At 52.3% G+C, this 18,753-nt stretch carries 16 protein-coding genes; 12 read left to right on the forward strand and 4 right to left on the reverse strand.

Annotation, left to right across the window (positions count from 1 at the left end):
• The first annotated feature begins 71 nt into the window (after nt 1-71).
• The 5 genes from ACO2Q8_RS19665 to gldN all read left to right on the forward strand — a co-directional run bounded on the left by ACO2Q8_RS19665 (nt 72) and on the right by gldN (nt 6,048).
• Nucleotides 72-1,040: a PorP/SprF family type IX secretion system membrane protein gene (locus tag ACO2Q8_RS19665; protein ID WP_423346554.1), complete on the forward strand. Its 969-nt coding sequence runs from the start codon at nt 72-74 to the stop codon at nt 1,038-1,040.
• Between the two features lie 262 nt (nt 1,041-1,302).
• The gene (locus ACO2Q8_RS19670; RefSeq protein WP_423346555.1) at nt 1,303-2,385 is read left to right on the forward strand and encodes an SUMF1/EgtB/PvdO family nonheme iron enzyme; all 1,083 of its coding nucleotides are present in this window, start codon (nt 1,303-1,305) and stop codon (nt 2,383-2,385) included.
• 80 nt (nt 2,386-2,465) lie between these two features.
• Nucleotides 2,466-3,287 (forward strand): gliding motility protein GldL, encoded by an 822-nt coding sequence (gldL, locus tag ACO2Q8_RS19675; protein WP_423346556.1) that lies wholly within the window; start codon nt 2,466-2,468, stop codon nt 3,285-3,287.
• A 39-nt stretch (nt 3,288-3,326) separates the two neighbouring features.
• Nucleotides 3,327-4,922 (forward strand): gliding motility protein GldM, encoded by a 1,596-nt coding sequence (gldM, locus tag ACO2Q8_RS19680; RefSeq protein WP_423346557.1) that lies wholly within the window; start codon nt 3,327-3,329, stop codon nt 4,920-4,922.
• A gap of 61 nt (nt 4,923-4,983) precedes the next feature.
• Nucleotides 4,984-6,048, forward strand: coding sequence for a gliding motility protein GldN (gldN, locus tag ACO2Q8_RS19685; RefSeq protein WP_423346558.1), 1,065 nt, complete (start codon nt 4,984-4,986; stop codon nt 6,046-6,048).
• A gap of 51 nt (nt 6,049-6,099) precedes the next feature.
• Here the strand turns inward: gldN and uvrC are convergent, their stop codons facing one another.
• The 4 genes from uvrC to ACO2Q8_RS19705 form a co-directional block, all read right to left on the reverse strand.
• Nucleotides 6,100-7,911, reverse strand: coding sequence for an excinuclease ABC subunit UvrC (uvrC, locus tag ACO2Q8_RS19690; RefSeq protein ID WP_423346559.1), 1,812 nt, complete (start codon nt 7,909-7,911; stop codon nt 6,100-6,102).
• Nucleotides 7,912-8,020: 109 nt separating this feature from the next.
• On the reverse strand, nt 8,021-9,139 hold the full coding sequence (locus ACO2Q8_RS19695; protein WP_423346560.1) for a glycerate kinase: 1,119 nt from the start codon (nt 9,137-9,139) through the stop codon (nt 8,021-8,023).
• 178 nt (nt 9,140-9,317) lie between these two features.
• On the reverse strand, nt 9,318-11,675 hold the full coding sequence (locus ACO2Q8_RS19700; protein ID WP_423346561.1) for a penicillin-binding protein 1A: 2,358 nt from the start codon (nt 11,673-11,675) through the stop codon (nt 9,318-9,320).
• Between the two features lie 77 nt (nt 11,676-11,752).
• Nucleotides 11,753-13,891 carry a tetratricopeptide repeat protein gene (locus ACO2Q8_RS19705; RefSeq protein ID WP_423346562.1) on the reverse strand — a complete coding sequence of 713 codons (2,139 nt, stop codon included), beginning with the start codon at nt 13,889-13,891 and terminating at the stop codon, nt 11,753-11,755.
• Between the two features lie 225 nt (nt 13,892-14,116).
• Between ACO2Q8_RS19705 and ACO2Q8_RS19710 the strand changes: the two genes are divergently transcribed.
• The 7 genes from ACO2Q8_RS19710 to ACO2Q8_RS19740 all read left to right on the forward strand — a co-directional run bounded on the left by ACO2Q8_RS19710 (nt 14,117) and on the right by ACO2Q8_RS19740 (nt 18,729).
• A complete protein-coding gene (locus ACO2Q8_RS19710) occupies nt 14,117-14,371 on the forward strand; it encodes an AtpZ/AtpI family protein (RefSeq protein ID WP_423346563.1) in 255 nt (84 codons plus the stop codon).
• Nucleotide 14,372: 1 nt separating this feature from the next.
• On the forward strand, nt 14,373-14,735 hold the full coding sequence (locus tag ACO2Q8_RS19715; RefSeq protein WP_423346564.1) for a hypothetical protein: 363 nt from the start codon (nt 14,373-14,375) through the stop codon (nt 14,733-14,735).
• A 19-nt stretch (nt 14,736-14,754) separates the two neighbouring features.
• Nucleotides 14,755-15,849, forward strand: coding sequence for a F0F1 ATP synthase subunit A (atpB, locus tag ACO2Q8_RS19720; RefSeq protein WP_423346565.1), 1,095 nt, complete (start codon nt 14,755-14,757; stop codon nt 15,847-15,849).
• A gap of 135 nt (nt 15,850-15,984) precedes the next feature.
• Nucleotides 15,985-16,242 (forward strand): ATP synthase F0 subunit C, encoded by a 258-nt coding sequence (gene atpE / locus ACO2Q8_RS19725; protein ID WP_114404108.1) that lies wholly within the window; start codon nt 15,985-15,987, stop codon nt 16,240-16,242.
• A gap of 156 nt (nt 16,243-16,398) precedes the next feature.
• The gene (gene atpF / locus ACO2Q8_RS19730; protein ID WP_423346566.1) at nt 16,399-16,893 is read left to right on the forward strand and encodes a F0F1 ATP synthase subunit B; all 495 of its coding nucleotides are present in this window, start codon (nt 16,399-16,401) and stop codon (nt 16,891-16,893) included.
• Nucleotides 16,894-16,975: 82 nt separating this feature from the next.
• A complete protein-coding gene (atpH, locus tag ACO2Q8_RS19735) occupies nt 16,976-17,512 on the forward strand; it encodes an ATP synthase F1 subunit delta (protein ID WP_423346567.1) in 537 nt (178 codons plus the stop codon).
• A gap of 158 nt (nt 17,513-17,670) precedes the next feature.
• Nucleotides 17,671-18,729, forward strand: coding sequence for a CHC2 zinc finger domain-containing protein (locus tag ACO2Q8_RS19740; protein ID WP_423346568.1), 1,059 nt, complete (start codon nt 17,671-17,673; stop codon nt 18,727-18,729).
• Nucleotides 18,730-18,753 lie beyond the last annotated feature (24 nt).

Here is an 18,753-nt window from a genome sequence, read left to right on the forward strand (position 1 = left end):
AACGAGCCGAACAATCGGTTTAACCGGTGGTTCGATTCAAGAAACTTACTGATAGATGATCTGATAGTTGTATGATTCGTACGTTCTACGTTATCCTGGTAGGAATGGCCTGCTTACTCCCGGTTTCGGGGGTACAAGCGCAAGATCAGGACCCGCAATTCAGCATGTTTATGTTAAATCCGGTCTACTACAATCCGGCAGCGGTCGGGTCGGAAGGCGTAGCCCGGTTTCAGTTGGTCCACCGGACCCAGTATCTGGGGTATCAGGGTACGTTTGACGAAGGTGGGGCACCCAACACACAGTTGTTCTCGTTCAACATGCCCCTGAATCAGATCCGGAGTGGCGTGGGCCTATACGCGGTTAACGAACGATTCGGTCCCCAGGGATTTCAGCGGGTACAATTGGCTTATGCGGTCCGGTTGCCGATCAAGAAAGGAACGCTTTCCATCGGGGCTGAAGGCGGGCTCCACAACTGGTCGATCAATTACGACCGGCTGCGCCCCAACGAACCCGGCGATCCCCTGATTGCCAACGGGCGTGTCAACCAAACCCGGCCTGATCTGGGCGCTGGAATTGCCTACCAAACCGAGACGTACAATGTCGGTTTCAGCATGAAACACCTGACCCAGCCGGATTACGAATTAGGCAGCGAAGCAAACGGCAATTCCTTGTACCGAACGGCTTATTTAACGGCGGGTTACCGGTATGCCTGGAATGATCTGATCGATATTTTACCGGCGGCCCTTTACAAGTTTAATACGAATGGAACGTACTCGTCGCTGGAGGTAAACGTGATGGGCATGTATGACAAACGGCATTGGGTTGGGCTGGGGTATCGGCAGGGCGATGCGTTTACGTTGACAGGCGGAGTTAGCCTGCTGCGTAACAATGCGTTGCGATTTGGTTATGCCTTCGATTTTGTGGTGGGTAATCAAGGGGCCAAGAGTCCCACTTCCCACGAATTGCTGCTGTCGTACTCACTTCCGGAACCACGTAGTGGTCGGAAACCGATCATCCGGACTCCTCGTTTCCGGTATTGATGAAAGCGCGAAACCGGCATCGACCCGTATTCGTTACCGGCTTCCAACTTATTGGCGTAATTATTGTTAGGCTGTTTAGCGGCAAAGTAATAATTTTGAAAATTAGTTGGACAGGTGATAAAACGGTTCGCATGAAAGTTTGCACTTTTCTGGAATAATAAATTGCATTTAATCAATTCAACTGTACGTATACAATAAAATGCTTTATTTTCGTTCTAAGACTGGTTTGCACGCGAAACAGATTTTAACGTACCATACAACTATGAGTCATAAGTGGTTTACCGGCAACGCAGCCCGAGGGGTGATGGTGGTGGCAACGATTCTGCTGATGCAGGGTTGCGGGTTTATCAAGTCCAAATTCGGAGGAGGAAAAGGCAAAGGGGAAGACGTTGGGGTAACCAACGGGGAGATCACTGCCGCCGGCCGGAAAGGCTGGAAACAGACAACGCCGTATGGCATGGTGCTGATCCCGTCCGGTTCGTTCATGATGGGGCAGGCCGATGAGGATCTGGCTGCCACGCAGGTAAACATGAACCGCCGGGTGACGATTAGTTCCTTCTACATGGATGATACCGAAATCACTAACCACGAATACCGGCAGTTTGTCAACGCCCTGTTGACGGACTCGGTTTCGGTGCTCGGTGAAGAGGAAATCATGAGCAAGTATTACCCGGATACCACCGTTTGGAAAAACGACTTTACGTACCACAACGGTGACCCGATGCTGGAGTATTACTTTTCGCACCCGGCTTTCGATACCTACCCGGTGGTGGGCGTAAGCTGGCAGGCGGCTCAGTATTTCTGCAACTGGCGGACGAACCTCTACAACGATTACCGTACGAAAGAAGGGCAATTTGTATCGCCCCGCTACCGCTTACCATCCGAAGCCGAATGGGAATGGGCCGCACGCGGTGGACGGAACTCCGCCAAATATCCCTGGGGTGGCCCGTACGTAGCGAACGGCAAAGGCTGTTATCTGGCTAACTTCAAACCGCAACGCGGAAACTTCGACGCCGACGGGTATCCGTATACCGCCCCGGCTAATGCCTACAACCCCAACGAATACGGTCTGTACAACATGGCCGGAAACGTGGCGGAATGGACCCGGGATGCCTACGCCGAGAATGCTTCGGCCATCGTCTGGGATATGAACCCGGATAACCAGAATGCCGACGAGCCCCGGAAGGTTGTACGGGGTGGTTCGTGGAAAGACATCTCGTATTACCTGGAAACCGGCACACGCTACTACGAATACGAGTACAACAAGCGTTCGTACATCGGTTTCCGGTGCGTGATGGACAACCTTCAGGGCCGCACGGCTTCAGGCGGAGCCCGGCGCCGTTAATCCACCCGGTTTGGCATCTGCATTCTTACCCTGTAAACTCTTAAACAAAATACAAGGCTTACCTTTTTTTCTCTAATATCATGGCTAAAAGTAACGGCTCGAATGTTTTCTTTGATAAGGTTCTTCCTACTGTATATAGCGCCGGGGCGGCTGTCGTTGTCCTTGGGGCGTTAGGTAAAATTCAACACTATGATTGGGGTGGCCCCATGCTGACGATCGGTTTGTCCGTGGAAGCCGCCATTTTTGCCCTTTTTGCTTTACAAACCTTTTTCCAGCCTACCCAAACCGAACCGGACTGGACCCGAGTTTATCCGGAACTGGCCGACGATTATAAAGGTGAGTTACCGAAACGTGGACCGGCGCTGCAAAGCAACGGTTTGACAGCGAATATGGATAAAATGCTGGCCGATGCGAAAGTGACGCCGGACATTTTTGAGAAACTGGGAACGGGTCTGCGCAGCTTTACCGATACCGTAGGCCGGATGCGGGATGTTTCGGAGGCTACCGTTGCGACTAACGAATACGCGCAAAATGTACGGCAGGCTGCCAGCGCCATCAACGACATGAACAAGTCGTATGGAGTGGCCGTGACGGCCATGAATGCCATGGCGGATGCCACGCAGGATGCGAAAGAATACCGGGCTCAGTTCCAGAAGATTACGCAGAGCATGGGCGCGTTGAATGCCGTTTATGAACTCGAATTGCAGGATACGAACAAGCACCTGAAAGCCATGAACGCTTTCTACGGCAACCTAACGAGCGCGATGGAAAATATGGCCGATGCCAGCCGCGATACGCAGCAGTTCAAAACCGAACTGTCGAAACTGACCAACAACCTGTCGTCGCTCAACAACGTATACGGCAGCATGTTGACGGCCATGCGCGGGAACGGTGCGAAATAATCTTCAACTCTACATTACAGCTTACACTACCATACACTAATGGCAGGAGGAAAAGAAACACCCCGGCAGAAAATGATCGGGATGATGTATCTGGTATTGACCGCCATGCTGGCCTTACAGGTTAGTTCGGCCTTACTGGAAAAGTTTATTCTGCTGAACAACAGTTTGGAAACATCGACGGGTTCAGCCAATCGAATTAATCAGTCTACGTTAGATAATATCCGGGCCACGGTGGAAAAATCTGGAAACCGGGCCGCAGATTTAGCCATAGTCAAACAGGCGCAGGAAGTGCGTGAACTGACATCCGGTGTGGTTGCCGAACTGGATGCGCTGAAAGATCAGATCATTAACGAAGCCGGTGGCGGTCGCGATGAGGAGGGAAACATCAAAAACCCGAACGAAGAAACGCGGGTTGGTTCCATCATGATCGGGAACAACAAGAACGGAAAAGCTTACGAATTGCAGGCAAAATTGAATCAGTACGTTCAGCAATTGCAGAAGTACAATCCGAACGCAAAGTTCACTCCGCTGGCTGTGGATGCGAAAGATGATCCGATTGCCAGCCGTTCGAGAGACCAGCGCAACAAGGATTTTGCCGAACTGAACTTTGAACAAACCCCGGTTCCGGCGGCTTTGGCGGTTTTGAGCCAGCGGCAGTCGGACATCCGTCGGATGGAGGGCGAAGTGCTGGATTACCTGGCGGGTAAAGTGGGCGCGCAGGACATCAAGTTTGACAAAATTCTGGCGATGGTCAGCATGGAGTCGAAAGTGGTGGTGGCCGGTACAAAGTTCAAAGGGGAAATGTTCCTGGCGGCTTCGTCGAGCGGAATTACGCCCCGGATGAGCCTGAATAATGGAGCGGTACGGGTTGAAAATGGCGTCGGTAAGATTGAATTTACGGCCCAGGGTGGTACGTATGACAAGAACGGCCTGGCCCGTCGTACGCTGGTTGGTTCCATTAGCTACCAGGCTCCGGACGGCATGAAAACCGTTAATTTCAATCAGGAATATTTCGTTGCCAAACCGTCGTACGAGATCGAAACGGCTTCGTTGCCGCCTTTGTACCTCGGTTGCGCCAACAAACTAAGCATTCAAAGTCCGCAGCTCGGAGCACTTTGGAATCCGTCCTTCACGGCTAACGGCGCTGCCGTACTGACCAGCGGTGAGCGGGGTAAAATCACGGTGATCCCGAGTTCCACACAGGTAACATTGAATGTTAACAATGGCGGTAGCTTGCTGGGAACTAATACTTTCAAAGTAAATCGAGTACCTCGTCCAACCCTGAAACTTTTTATTGGTGGAGCGGAATACGATGAGCGAAAGGGAGCTCCTGTATCCAGTGTGCGTTCAATTCAAGTTCGGGCTATTCCGGATGAAAGCTTTAAAAACTTCATGCCGGATGACGCCAAATTCCGTGTATCGGGATTCACGGTATCACTTGCTCAAGGTAGCCGTCGGATCGCTGGACCAATTTCTTTAGGCCCTAATGGGGGTAGCGTCGGCAGTTTGGCTTCAGAAGCCCAGCCTGGAATGCGTTATGTTATTGAAGTGGAAGGAGTGCAACGGCAGAACTTCCGTGGAGAAATTAGCGATGTTCCGGTTACTCAAAAATATTTCCCAATTATCTTGTACTAACCGTATAAGAACTGACGATCAATTCGTTATTGTGAAGAACAGAAGCAAAAAGCACAAGGTCATGAAACAGGCGGGAAGTGTAGCCGTAGCGGCCGTGTTGGCCGTGATGGCAGGCGGGGTGGCACAGGCGCAGGAGCGGGATAACACGAAAACCAATCCGTTGTCGGTTCGCGAGATCAACGAGAACGACATCATGATGAAGAAAACATTATGGCGTCGTGTCGACCTGAACGAGAAGCAGAATCAGGCGATGTTCTCGAAGAACAATCAGATTACCAAATACCTGATCGACGCCGTGAAAGCCGGGGTGTTGGTAGCCTATCCCAACGACTCGGTGAACACCCCGTTGCCGGTTGAAAAATTCGCCGAAAAACTACGCATACCCGACCAGGGCGTTGCTTTGACGGCGGAAGAGAAAGCGGCCGGTTTTGGCGACGAAACCCAGAAAACCAACGATGGCTGGGGCGAGGCACCAAAAGACAAGAAAGCAGCCGCCAAACCCGTGGATGATGGTTGGGGAACGCCCGCGCCAAAAACCGCAAAAGCGCAACCCGTAGACGATGGTTGGGGAACGCCCGCGCCGAAGAAAAAAGTCACCGCCAAAAACACCAAAGGCAAAAAACCGGTGAAACCGGCTCCGGTTGTTCCGGAACAGCCGAAGGTTGATTCAGCAGCGTTGGCCAAAGCGGCTTCCCCCTTCGATGCGTCCAACGAACGGCTGGCTGACGAATTCAGTGTGCTGGATATCAAGGAGGATTGGGTTTTCGATCGGAAGCGTTCCCGGTTGTACTATGATATTCAAACCGTAGGCATCGTGATTCCGGCGGATAAAAGCCCGTCAGGATTGGAAACGCAGGTGGCGTATTTCAAATACAAAGACCTGGACAAGCTGTTCCGTAGCGATCCGAAGAAATTCATCTGGTACAACTCGCAGAACCAGGCTCAGCACAAAAACCTGGCCGACGCCTTTGACCTGCGGTTGTTCTGGGGACGGATTTACAAAGTATCGAACCCGAAAGACCGCGACCTGATCGGTCAGTACGGCAGCGAGCGGGAAGGGTTGATGCAATCGTATCAGATCGAGCAGAAACTGATGGAAGAAGAGCACGGTTTGTGGGAGTATTAATCCGAAACCGCAACAAAAAAGGGAAGCCACCGGCTTCCCTTTTTTGTTAGCTCAGGCTTGATTGATCGTTTCGAAATACTGCCTGATTTTTTGCGCCTTGTCATTTCCCACCACCGTCGCAATATCATCGATCGGTGCTTCCCGGATCTTTTTGACGCCTTTGAAGTACTTCAACAACTTGGCCGCCGTTTTCTTGCCAATGCCCTCAATATTTTCGAGTTCACTAATCAGGCTATTCCTGCTTCGTTTGTCGCGATGATACGTGATGGCAAACCGGTGGGCTTCGTCGCGGATGCGCTGAATGAGCTTTAACGATTCAGATTTTTTGTCGATGTACAGGGGCAGGCTGTCTTCCGGAAAATAGATTTCTTCCAGACGCTTCGCAATCCCGATAATCGGTACCTGTCCATAGAGATTCAATTCTTTCAGGGCTTCACAGGCAGCACTTAACTGCCCTTTGCCACCATCGATCACGATCAGGTCCGGCAAACCGGTTTGCTCATCCAGCACACGCGTGTACCGCCGGGTGACGACCTCGTGCATGGAAGCAAAGTCGTTCGGCCCGATGACGGTTTTGATCGTGAAATGACGGTAGTTTTTGGGCGACGGTTTGCCGTCGATGAAGCAGACCATCGCCGAAACCGGGTTAGTTCCTTGGATGTTCGAGTTGTCAAAACACTCGATGCGGTGGGGGAGTGTTTTCAATTGCAAATCCTGCTTTAGCCGGATCAGCACCCGGTCTTTGCGGTTGGAGTTGCCAGTGGCTTCGGCGGCTGCCCGCTCGGCCCGTTCCCGGCGAAAATACAGCACGTTTTTCAGCGACATATCAAGCAACTTCTTTTTGTCGCCGATCTGCGGCACCGTAATGTCGGCCTTCAAGTCGGTTTCCAGCGGGATGTTGGTAATAATCTCTTTGGCCTCACTGCCGTATTGCGTCCGAAATTCGACAATCAGCATCGTAAGCAGGTCGGAGTCGGTTTCGTTCAGTTTTTTCTTAACCTCGACGGTATTGGCTTGCGTGATGGTCCCATTGACCACTTTCATGAAGTTGATGTAAGCCGCCGACTCGTCAGACGCGATCGTAAACACATCGGCATCCGCAATTTTGGGATTGACCACCGTCGACTTGCTCTGGAAGTTCTGCAACACGTCCAGCTTTTCCTTGTAATGCTGGGCCTGTTCAAACGCCAGTTGGTTGGCCGATTCCAACATGCGCTCCTTAAAATACTGCTGCGCCGGGCCCGCGTTTCCTTTCAGAATGGTGTGAACCTGCTCGATGTCTTTCAGGTATTCGGGTTCACTGACCAGACCTTCGCAGGGCCCTTTGCAATTGCCAATGTGGTATTCCAGGCAAACCTTGAACTTTTTAGCCTCTATGTTTTCGGGCGAGAGGTTCAGGTTACACGTACGCAGCGTAAATAACTGGCTGAACATCTCCAGCAGCGCGTACATCGGCCGTAACTGCGCGTAAGGGCCATAAAACGTGCCCAGTTTGCGGTCGATCCGCCGGGTCGTGATCACGCGCGGAAAGTGCTCGTTCGTAACGCAGATGAACGGATAGGTCTTGTCGTCGCGGAGCAGGATGTTGTACCGGGGCTGAAAGCGCTTGATCAACTGGTTTTCCAGCAACAGCGCATCAAATTCGGTATGAACGATGGTAAACTCAATCTTCCGAATCTGGCTGACGAGCCGCTGGGTTTTGCGGTCGTGCTGGTTCGACTTGACAAAATAACTGCTGACCCGGTTTTTCAGGTCTTTGGCTTTTCCGACGTAAATCACTTCGCCCGAGGCATCGAAATACCGGTATACCCCCGGTTCGTGCGGGACGGTTGCTAAGGCTGCTTTATAATCAAATTCGGCCATTGGAAGCGGTATTCAGTTTACGGTATTTAGTTTACAGTATTCGGTCCACTGTGCTGAGTTCTAGATGTCAGTACCATGAACTGAAAACCGTAAACTGTATACCGTAAACCTAGTTCAATAACAAGCGGATGACGTTAAAAGTTGTCTGCCGGACGGCGTCGTACGCGTTATTCAAGGCTTCATCCAGCGACTGGGGACGGTTCAGCACGGAGAAGGCTGCGGTGAGGCCCAACGCCTGAATAGCTTCCGGCCCGGCTTCCAGGGTACCACAAAGTGCAATCGTCGGAATGGCCTGCGTCCGCGCCTGCTGCGCAATGCCGTGAATCAGTTTGCCCTGGAGCGTCTGGTTATCCAGTTTCCCCTCGCCGGTCAGCACCAGGTCGACGCCATCAAGGTGATCGGTAAACCGGGTTTGTTCCATGACCACGTTGACACCTTCTTTCAGCCGCGCGTTCAGGAAAAAGAGTGCCCCGGCCCCCAGACCGCCCGCAGCCCCGGCCCCCGGCACGTTCGCTAGGTCGACGCCGAACTGCTCCCGGATCAGACTGGCGAGATGCCGTAAGCCCTGATCCAGTTGTTCAACCATTTCGGGCGAAGCGCCTTTTTGCGGGCCGTAAATAGCGGCTGCTCCATTTGGCCCGTAGAGCGGGTTAGTTACATCGCAGGCCACATCGACTTGCATCGCGAAGGCCTGGCCCGGCGGTACCATCCGGCTAATCCGGGACAGGTTGCCGCCACAGGGCTCGACCGGTTTTCCGGTTTCATCCAGAAACTGCCAGCCCAGCGCAGCCGCCAGACCCGTGCCGCCGTCGTTGGTTGCGCTGCCGCCAATGCCCAGGATCAGTCGGTTTACACCCCGGTTTTTGGCATCCAGAATCAACTGACCCGTGCCGTACGTAGAGGCTTTGAGCGGGTCGTACTCGTCTCGTTGTAGTAACCGCAAACCCGATGCCTGCGACATTTCGATAAAGGCCGTCTGCCCTTCGGCCGAAATACCGTAGGATGCCTGAATCGGCCTGCCGAGCGGGTCGAGCGCCGAGACCGCCAGCCAGTCACCCCCAGCCGCCAGCGTCAGCACTTCGGCGGTTCCTTCACCCCCGTCGGCCATCGGCAGGGCTATGATTTCAGCCTGTGGATCAGCCAGCCGAATGCCTTCGGTCATGGCGTCGCAAACCGAACGGGCCGTCAGCGAACCTTTGAATTTGTCGGGAGCCAGCAGAAATTTCATACGAGAGAGGAAAGACAACAGACATGATATGTGAGATGTATTGGTTCCCGAGGTTTTACCCCACCCCAACCCCTCCCTACGGGGGAGGGGTTGGGGTGGGGTAATCACGGCCTGGTATAATAACAGAAATAACCTAATTACTCAATTCATCTCTTGTCTCATGTCTGACATCTTTTGTCTAATTCAGAATTTCTTCGTCTTCCGGATTCACAACCTTGGGCGGAATGTAGCGTTGGCTGGAGTCGATGGCGTAACCGCCCCCGCAGTCGAGCGCCAAATTAAAACCGTCTGGCTTTCGGAAAGGCCCTTTCGGGAACGCCCGTTTCAGCGTCGGATCGGCATAGACTTTCTGCATGTACATGCCCCAGGCCGGCATGGCAATGCGGGCACCTTGTCCAAACGCCATATCCCGGAAGTGAATCGTCCGGTCGTCGCCACCGACCCACAACCCCGATACTAGACTTTGGGTTATGCCCATGAACCAGCCGTCGGAATAGCTGGAGGTAGTTCCGGTTTTGGCCGCAATTTCGTTACCCCCTTCCAGCAGTTTGTACTGGGTCCGAAGCCGTTGAGACGTACCATCGGCATCTTCGACGGCCCCACGCATCAGGTACAGCATCTGGTAAGCCGTGTTGGCGTTGATGACGAGCTTATTTTCGGCAAAAAAGCTTTTCAACAGGTTGCCATTTTTATCCCGAATGTCCAGAACCGTCAGCGGTTTAACCCGGTAGCCGCCGTTGGCAAAGGTGCAATAGGCTGCCACCATTTCGTAAACCGAGACATCGCTGGTGCCCAGACACAAGGTCGGGTTCTCCTGCAACTCACTCTCGATACCCAGCTTATGGGCGTACTCGATTACCGAGGCCGCTTTTGCCTGCTTGATGAGGTGAGCGCTCACCGAGTTGATGGAGCGGCCCAGCGCCTGCCGGAGCGATAAGGGCTGGTAACTCCACTTGCCGTTCGAATTGTTGGGCACCCAGGCTCTTGGGCCGTTGTGATCCTCATACGGTTCAAAACGAACCGGCTGGTCGGTCACGCGGTCGCAGGGCGTCAGGAAGTTTTTGTCGATGGCGGCCAGGTACAGGAACGGTTTGAACGTCGACCCCGGTTGGCGTTTGCCCTGCTTGACGTGGTCGAACTTCATGTATTTGAAGTTAATGCCACCGACCCAGGCTTTGACGTGCCCGTTCCGGGGGTCCATCGACATAAACCCGACGTTCAAAAACCGTTTGTAATACCGGATCGAGTCGAGCGGGCTCATGACGGTATCTTTCTCATTCCGCCGACCACCATACGTAAACACTTTCATCTTCACGGGCTTACGCATTTCTCGCCAGATGGCCTGCTCATCGTCGCCGTATTCCTGCTTGAGCGAAATATAGCGGGGAGTTCGCCGGGCGGCCGTTTCGATGTAGCCCGGCATTTCGCGCCATTGCTTGTTTTTATCCTTGTAGACCCAAGGGTTCCGGCCGCGCCAGTGTTCATAGAACTTCCGCTGTTGTTCCCGCATGTGTTCGTACACCGCTTCTTCGGCGTAACGCTGAAGCCGGGAATCAAGGGTTGTCCGGATTTTCAAACCGCTGGTTTCCAGGTCCAGTTCCTCGTCCGGATGGGCTTCATTGTACTCATCGAGCCACTTCCGGATTTCGGTTTTGATGACGGAGCGGAAGTAAGCTGCCGGACCGGTGTTCTGGTTCTCGATGTTAAAATCCAGCTTGATGGGTTTCTGTTTGTAAACCGCAAACTGATCATCGTTCAGAAAACCGTATTTCCGCATTTGGGACAGCACGACATTCCGGCGGACCTGCGAGCGTTCTTCGTACAGCCGGGGGTTAAACCGCGACGGGTTCTGCAACATCCCGACCAGCAAAGCCGCTTCTTCGACGTTCAGTTGCCAGGGTTCTTTGTTGAAATAGGTTTTGGCGGCTGTTTTAATCCCAAAGGTGTTGTTCCCGAACGAAACCGTATTCAGGTACATCATCATGATTTCCTGCTTGGTGTAATTGCGTTCGAGCCGCACCGCCAGTATCCATTCCTTGGTTTTGTCGATGATGACGCGGACGTAGGGAATTTTGCCCAACACACCCCGGAACTTTTCGGTCCGGGTTTCGAAGAGGTTTTTAGCCACCTGCTGCGTCAGCGTACTGCCCCCTCCCGAACTGCTTCGGCCCGTCAGCACCCCGCTGATGGCCCGGAACATACTGCGGGCGTCAATCCCGGAATGTTTGACAAACCGCGCATCTTCCGTAGCTAACAGAGCTGAAATAACGTTCGGAGACACCTGGGAGATTTCGATTGGCGTACGGTTTTCGAGGTAATATTTACTCAGCAGTACTCCATCCTCGGAATAGATTTCAGAAGCCTGGTAGCTCTGCGGGTTCTCAAGTGCTTTCAGGCTGGGCATACCGCCAAACAACCACAAAAAGTTGAAACTTACCGCTACTATATACAGAATCAATAGGAGAATCCCACCTAAGGTCAATTTCCAGAGTCTTGCAATCAGGCGTCGGTACAAACCCGGTTGTAACTCGAACATAGAAGAATTAGTGATTAAATCGTGCAATTAGTTAACGCTTACGCATTAGCCAAAAGTACACAATTTAAACGAAAACGCTACTTCCGTTTGGCGGTCGGCTGTTCGGCGGCCACCTGCATCTCTTTGACCCGGGGCAGGAGGGAACTGGTCGGATAATCACGAATAAACTCAATCAGCGCCTGGCGGTAAGGTTCGACACCACGGACTTTCCCAATCAGCATAACCCGCAGCAAGGCCATCTTGTCTTCGAGTACGCTGCCGGTCAGGGTGGTCAGAGCGGTTTCGGCCCGGCTGAGGGCTTCGGTGAAATTATTGGCTTTGTAGAGTTCGTAAATACCGGCATAAATCCGCTGGGCTTCATTTTCTCCCGTAGAAGTTTGCGGACCGTTTGGACCGGTTTTCCCGATCTGGCGGGCAAAGGAAGACGAGGGGAATTCGGCCAGCAGTTTGTCTTTCCAGGTCGAGGGACGATTTAGCTGATCGTTCGAAACCATCAACAGGTAATAGACTTCCGGTTTATAACTAGTGTTTGGAAACCGGGTCAGGAGGGTTTCAAACGTCGGAATAGCCTTGTCGGGCTGGTTGAACTGGAATTTGTACAGTTTGCCGAGTTGATAGTAAGCCGTTTCCAGCCGCTGGTTCGATTGCTGAAGGGCCTCCGGACTGAGCGGAATGGTTGCGTACAGGGCGTCTTTCTGGGCTTTTCGCTCGGCCTCCGAAACCGTCAGGACGATTTCGCCATTCGTGCCGTTGGTGGGTGTGCCACTTTGGGGCGACGCATCCGTCTGGACCAACTGAGCCGCTGATTCTTTCTGGCTTCGGCGCCAGTTGTCTTCCAGCGGCCGGTTGCCCCAGCGCTGCGTAAATTCGGCCCGTCCCTGCGTTACGATAAGCGGATTGTACAACACCCACCGCTGATCGGCCGGAATGTCGGAGGTGCTGGCGGGGCGGTTGGCCGTCTGAGCGGCCAGCGCCTGGGCTTTGGCCATCAACTCCTGTTCCTGTTTCAGTTTCCGGTCGATGGCGTCATTCAGATGTCGGTCGAGCGCAGCGGGGTTCAATTGAGCCAGCTTTTGCAGACTGTCCTCGGTTCGGATGGTCCGCTGGCTTTCCACAAACTCGTCCAGATAAACCTTGCGGTTCATCAGTGCCTTGTAATCCGCCGACTGTTCCGGCAACAGGGCCAGTGCGCTGTCGTAATAGGCTTTGGCGGACGGGAAATCCTGCATTTTTTCGAAATACAGTTTTCCCATCTCCATGTACGTATAAGGAATCTGTGTGGTGTTGGCCGTCGTTTCCTGAATGGACTTTTTCCAGTATTCGATGGCCTTGGGATACCGCTCGTTCCGCGCTTCGAGCAGGCCCATCGTGTAGTAAATCTTATCTTTCAGATCAGTATTCTTGCGATCGTTCAGCATCCGGCTAAACCGTTCGCTGCTGGTCCGCCCGCCCTGAATGGAATAGATAGTCGCATAAAAAGACTGCTCATAGGTCGGTCGGTTTTTCTGTACCTTCTGATAGTGGGCCAGCGCCTGGTCGGACTTGCCAAGCAAGTCGTACATCTGCCCGGCGATGAGGTGCAAGCGGGCTGTTGTTTCGCCTTTTTTCAAAAAGGGAAACGTAGCGTCCAGTAAAGCCGCCGAAATGGCGTATTCCTGCCGTTTCTGGTGCAGGTACGCTTTGGTCAGGTAATAATCGCGGGTGTTGGCTTTGTTGAGGGGCTGGGCGCGCAGGTATTCGGCGACCCCCAGTCCATTCGTGTAATCACCGGTTTCGATATACGTCCGCATCAGGCCGATCAACGCTTCATGCTTTTCATCTTCGCCTTCGCCTTTCGTGTTGACGTATTTGAATACCTCCATTGCATTGCCGTAATCCTGGCGGTACAGTCGCGCCGTACCCAGCAACAGATAACTGTTGTCGAGCCATTTACTATTCTGGTGTCGTTCGGCTACCAGCGATGCTTTCTTGATGGCATCGTCGAGCTGTGCCCGAACAGGTTCTAATTTTGTGGAGTCGAGCGGCAACAGAATAGGCAGCGGCTGGTTATAATTTTCCTGGTAGGTTTTGAGCCGGTACCGTTCGACTTCCCGGATGCGGTCGCGGGCGATCAGGTAAGCGTTGAAACGGGCGTTCAGGTTATGGTAAGCAACCGGTAATTTCTTCGTGCTGTACTGCGAACAGCCGCTCACCCAAACTGCAACGACTGCCCACACAAGAGCAAACCAGCACAGATTTGGTAGGGGAGACGAGACAAAAGATCGGTTTAAAAACCTGCCTTGCATGGAAAATAGTCGGATGCTTGGTAACCGGCCGAAGGCTTTCTACCTTCGCAGATCAATACGTATTTAGTAACGTCGTTCGGGCAAAAACCGTATCGAAAAGCGTGCCACTCAGACAAAAATACAAAAATCCTCACACCTACATAAGACCTTTGTCGCATGGAACCCGATAAAACCCCTTCTGACAGCCCGAACGATCCGCTCCGGAAAGCCACCCGTCGGACCAACTCGTTTGTGCAATACTCGGCCATCGGCTTTCAGATGCTGGCCACCATTGGCCTGGGGGTCTGGGGCGGGATCAAACTGGACGAGTGGCAGGGCAATCAGAAGCCCATCTGGACGCTGGTACTTTCCCTGTTCGCCATTGGGTCTTCGCTTTACCTCTTTATTCGTAGTTTACCCAAACAACCGTAGTATGCTTCCCAGCCTGGGGTTTACTGCCTTCCTGGCAATTGTATTTTTTATAGCCGAACAGCTTGGGGCCACGGGCTGGCTTCATCCGTATTGGAAATACATGCTGATTTTTTTTCTTAGCATTTCGTTTCTAATTCACCGACTCATGGGAATTGGTTTTCAGAATAATCGCGAAAAATTCGTGCCTTTTTACATGGCTACCATCGTGGCCCGGTTGATTCTGGCGCTGGTCTTTGTCGGGGTCTTTTTGTGGCAGGGTGTCAGCGCCGTCAAGGTCTTCATTCTCGACTTTCTTGCATTATATATATTTTATACAGCCTTTGAAATCTACATTTTGAGTCGTAACTTGCGACGCGGTTTGTGATACATACCATTTACTTCATATGTTTCGTCTCCTGATTCGTAACGGTTTTTTAAGTATTGTCCTGTTTCTGAGCACCTTGGTCGCCGTCAATGCGCAACACGATGATCACAGCGAACACGGTGCCGCCGAAGGGGAAAAGAAATTCAATGTGGGTGATATGATTATGCACCACATTAAAGATGACCACGGCTGGGAATTTGCACACGGTTTGACGCTGCCCTTGCCGGTCATTCTGTACACGCAGGATCGGGGTCTGGAAGTGTTCTCTTCCTCGCATTTTGCCCACGAAACGCATTACAACGGATACGTTAAAGAACACAACAAAATCTACCGCGCCGGAGCCAACGGCGAACCCGACAAATCGTTCAAAGTATACGATTTCTCGATCACCAAGAACGTGGCTTCGCTGTTGCTGAGTGCAGTTTTGCTGATTGTGGTCTTTTTCTCGGTCCGGAATGGCTACGAAAAGAACAAAGGCAAGGCGCCCAAAGGCTTGCAGTCGTTTTTGGAACCGATCATTCTGTTCGTTCGCGACGAGATCGCCAAACCGAACATCGGCCCGAAATACTACAAGTATCTGCCGTTCCTGCTGACGCTGTTTTTCTTTATTCTGTTCAATAACCTGCTCGGTCTGTTGCCGGGTGGGGCCAACCTGACCGGGAACATCGCCATTACGATGACGCTGGCCGTGATTACCTTCCTGATCGTCAACCTGAGTGGTAACAAACACTACTGGGCGCACTTGTTCAAACCGACGGGCGTACCGGTGGCCCTGCTGCCGATCATGATTCCGGTCGAGATCGTGGGCGTGTTCATGAAACCGTTCTCGCTCATGGTCCGGTTGTTTGCCAACATCACGGCGGGTCACATCATCATTCTGAGCTTGCTGGGGCTCATTTTTATCGCCAATGACCTGGGCGGCTCGGGCATGGGCTGGGGGGTTAGCCCGTTGATCGTCGTGTTCTCGCTGTTCATGAACCTGATCGAGTTGCTGGTCGCATTCCTGCAAGCCTTCATCTTCACGCTGCTTTCGTCGATGTACATCGGCAGCGCCATCGAAGATCACCACGAAGCCGATCACGGCGTTGGGTACGAAGGTCCGGAAGCACATTGAGGGAGTTTATGTTTATGGTTTATAATTTAAAGTCTATAGTTCTGTTACAACGATAAACTTTAAACCATAAATCATAAACCGATTAACCACTTTTCGTTTGCATTTTTTTGTTTCACCATAAATCAATTCTCGAGCATGTTTGCAATGTTGCTCTCTATTCTTTTGGAAGCTACGGGTAGCTTCGCAGTAATGGGTGCCGCCATCGGCGCAGGTCTGGCCGCTATCGGGGCTGGTCTGGGTATCGGCCGGATCGGTGGTTCAGCGATGGAAGGGATCGCTCGTCAGCCAGAAGCGGCTGGTCGTATCCAGACTGCGATGTTGATCATCGCAGCGCTGATCGAAGCCGTGGCACTGTTCGCGGCCGTTATCTGTCTGCTGATCTCCCTGGGCTAATCCAGCACGGAATCCGAGTCGCCGATTGCAATAGGCGTTGGCATCCGACTCACCAAAACCGGAAAAGATCCGTCGGTTTGGGCTAGCCAGCCGACGGATCTTTTCTAATCAATTGCTGAACTTATACGTTATTCTATATCCTAATTTCATACTTCCATGGATCTGCTGATTCCTGACATTGGGTTATTGTTCTGGATGGTGGTCGTTTTCGGCCTGCTGTATTTCATCCTGCAAAAATTTGCCTGGAAACCGATTACCGAAAGCCTGAAAGAACGGGAAGATGATATCCAGAAAGCGCTGGATATGGCCGAAAAAACCCGGACGGAAATGGCCAAGTTGCAGGCTGACAACCAGAAATTGCTGGCCGAAGCCCGCGCCGAGCGCGATGCCATTCTGCGGAGCGCCAAAGAAACCAGCGACCGCATCATCGCCGAAGCCCGTGACAAAGCTTCGGAAGAAGGCAAACACATCATTGAGAAAGCCCGCGAAGAACTGCAATCGGAACGCCAGGCCATGGTGGCTCAGGTAAAACGCGAAGTGATCGATTTGTCACTCGATATTGCCGAGAAAGTGCTGCGCAAAGAACTGAGCGACAAAAAATCGCAGGAAGAACTGGTCAAAAGCCTGGTCGCCGAATCACGATTGAATTGAGTTAAAAATTAAAAGTTAAAAGTTAAAAGTAGGCTGACGCCTGATATTTTTAATTTTTAACTTTTAACTCTTAATTGTAAAAATGGCAGAATCTACGGTTGCATTCCGATACGCGAAATCCCTGATCGACCTGGCGCAGGAGAAGCAGAAGGTCGAGGAGGTGTATAAAGACATGACGTTTTTCCAGCAGGTGACCCGGCAAAACCGGGATCTGATGCTGGCGCTGAAAAGCCCGATCCTGCGGCACGAGAAGAAACTGGCCGTGCTGCGGGCAGTTTTCGAAAGTCGGGTCGATCCGCTGTCGTTCTCGATTTTCAACATCATTACGAAGAAAAACCGGGAAGGCATCATGGATGTCATTGCCGACGAGTTTGTGCGGCAGTATAATGAGCTGAAAGGCATTCAGAAAGTGCAGGTGACCACGACCGTGCCGCTGACCGACGAGCTTCGGCAGGAAATCATCAGCCTGGTTTCGAAGCATACCGGTAAGCAGATCAAACTGGAAGAGAAGATCGACCCGAAACTGATTGGCGGCTACGTGCTTCGCATCGGCGACCGCCAGATTGACGCTTCGATCCGGAATCAACTGGCTGAATTGCGGTTGAGCTTTTTGAACTAAGCAAGCATACTTACTTCTTATCACCGGTGATTTCTGTTGATGCAGAAATCACCGGTTTTTTGTATTATGCCGTTTTGGATTTGATATTGTAACCATTGATTACCTAACTTTATTTTTATCATCCTCAGTCTATTTTAGGTAAACTAACCGACTACCAGATGGATTTGCTCGCTCAAACCCGGGGAATCAGCATCCTCCGCGTTGTGTCGGATTTGGGGTATGTTTTGCACGAAAACCGCAAGATCGTCTGCCCGTTTCATACCGAAAAAACGCCCTCGTTGGTCGTCTATCCGCAGACGAACTCCTACCACTGCTTTGGGTGCGGGCGGCACGGCGATGTGATCCATTTCTACGCGGGCGTGTCCAGGCTGGAGTACACGGCGGCCATGCATCAACTCGCGTTCAATTACCTGCCTGACTACAAACCGGAGCTGTACAAACGGGGGAAACTGGAAAAAATCCAGAAGACCGGGTTGTCGCGTCCGGAAAAAGTGACGTTGCCAGCGGACACCAAAACCTACGAATACAAACCGTTACACAGCGATATTTACGAAGATTTTCGGCGGATTTGTGAGCTACAACCCAGCAACGCCGTTCGGGATGAAGCGTGGCAGTACCTGACCGGACGCGGTTTTTCAGAAGCCACGCTGCGGAAGTTCCGGATTTTTACCGTCAACGACTACCACGCAGCCCAGGCTTATCTCCGCAACACCTACGCCCTGCTGGATTTGCAGGAAGCGGGCTTGTTCAACGAGAAGGGGAATCTGATTTTTTACCGGCATTCCATCCTCATTCCGTATTACCGTCGGGGGCGCATTTTGTTTTTGCAGGGCCGGGTCATCGGCAATCCGACCGATACGGTTTCCCGGTACCAGTTCCTGAGCGGGGTGCCGGTCGAGTTGTTCAATGCCGACGTGATGGATATTCTGAAAACCGGGCAGACGCTGTACCTGACGGAAGGCGCGTTCGACTGCATGACACTCATGCAGGAGGGGATGCCCGCCGTGAGCCTCGGCAGCGCCACGATGTTCAAGCGGGAGTGGATGAAACAGTTCCGACGGTTTGAAATTTGCTTCTACTTCGACAACGATGCCGCCGGACAGAAGGCCGCCCGGGAATATGGCGAAGTCTTCGGCCAATACGGCGTCTCGACCCGCGTAAAAACGGTGAAAGAAGGCTACAAAGATGTCAATGACTATTTTTCGAAACGGGAGTAATTTCTTCGTTTTCGTTTATGAAAA

The sequence above is a fragment of the Larkinella sp. VNQ87 genome, from assembly GCF_049445795.1.
GTDB lineage: Bacteria > Bacteroidota > Bacteroidia > Cytophagales > Spirosomataceae > Larkinella.

Excerpts from the sequence above, each read along its gene's own strand:
- ACO2Q8_RS19665 (WP_423346554.1), top strand. The coding sequence starts at position 72 with ATGATTCGTACGTTCTACGTTATCCTGGTAGGAATGGCCTGCTTACTC.
- ACO2Q8_RS19670 (WP_423346555.1), top strand. The coding sequence starts at position 1,303 with ATGAGTCATAAGTGGTTTACCGGCAACGCAGCCCGAGGGGTGATGGTG.
- gldL (WP_423346556.1), top strand. The coding sequence starts at position 2,466 with ATGGCTAAAAGTAACGGCTCGAATGTTTTCTTTGATAAGGTTCTTCCT.
- gldM (WP_423346557.1), top strand. The coding sequence starts at position 3,327 with ATGGCAGGAGGAAAAGAAACACCCCGGCAGAAAATGATCGGGATGATG.
- gldN (WP_423346558.1), top strand. The coding sequence starts at position 4,984 with ATGAAACAGGCGGGAAGTGTAGCCGTAGCGGCCGTGTTGGCCGTGATG.
- uvrC (WP_423346559.1), bottom strand. The coding sequence starts at position 7,911 with ATGGCCGAATTTGATTATAAAGCAGCCTTAGCAACCGTCCCGCACGAA.
- ACO2Q8_RS19695 (WP_423346560.1), bottom strand. The coding sequence starts at position 9,139 with ATGAAATTTCTGCTGGCTCCCGACAAATTCAAAGGTTCGCTGACGGCC.
- ACO2Q8_RS19700 (WP_423346561.1), bottom strand. The coding sequence starts at position 11,675 with ATGTTCGAGTTACAACCGGGTTTGTACCGACGCCTGATTGCAAGACTC.
- ACO2Q8_RS19710 (WP_423346563.1), top strand. The coding sequence starts at position 14,117 with ATGGAACCCGATAAAACCCCTTCTGACAGCCCGAACGATCCGCTCCGG.
- ACO2Q8_RS19715 (WP_423346564.1), top strand. The coding sequence starts at position 14,373 with ATGCTTCCCAGCCTGGGGTTTACTGCCTTCCTGGCAATTGTATTTTTT.
- atpB (WP_423346565.1), top strand. The coding sequence starts at position 14,755 with ATGTTTCGTCTCCTGATTCGTAACGGTTTTTTAAGTATTGTCCTGTTT.
- atpE (WP_114404108.1), top strand. The coding sequence starts at position 15,985 with ATGTTTGCAATGTTGCTCTCTATTCTTTTGGAAGCTACGGGTAGCTTC.
- atpF (WP_423346566.1), top strand. The coding sequence starts at position 16,399 with ATGGATCTGCTGATTCCTGACATTGGGTTATTGTTCTGGATGGTGGTC.
- atpH (WP_423346567.1), top strand. The coding sequence starts at position 16,976 with ATGGCAGAATCTACGGTTGCATTCCGATACGCGAAATCCCTGATCGAC.
- ACO2Q8_RS19740 (WP_423346568.1), top strand. The coding sequence starts at position 17,671 with ATGGATTTGCTCGCTCAAACCCGGGGAATCAGCATCCTCCGCGTTGTG.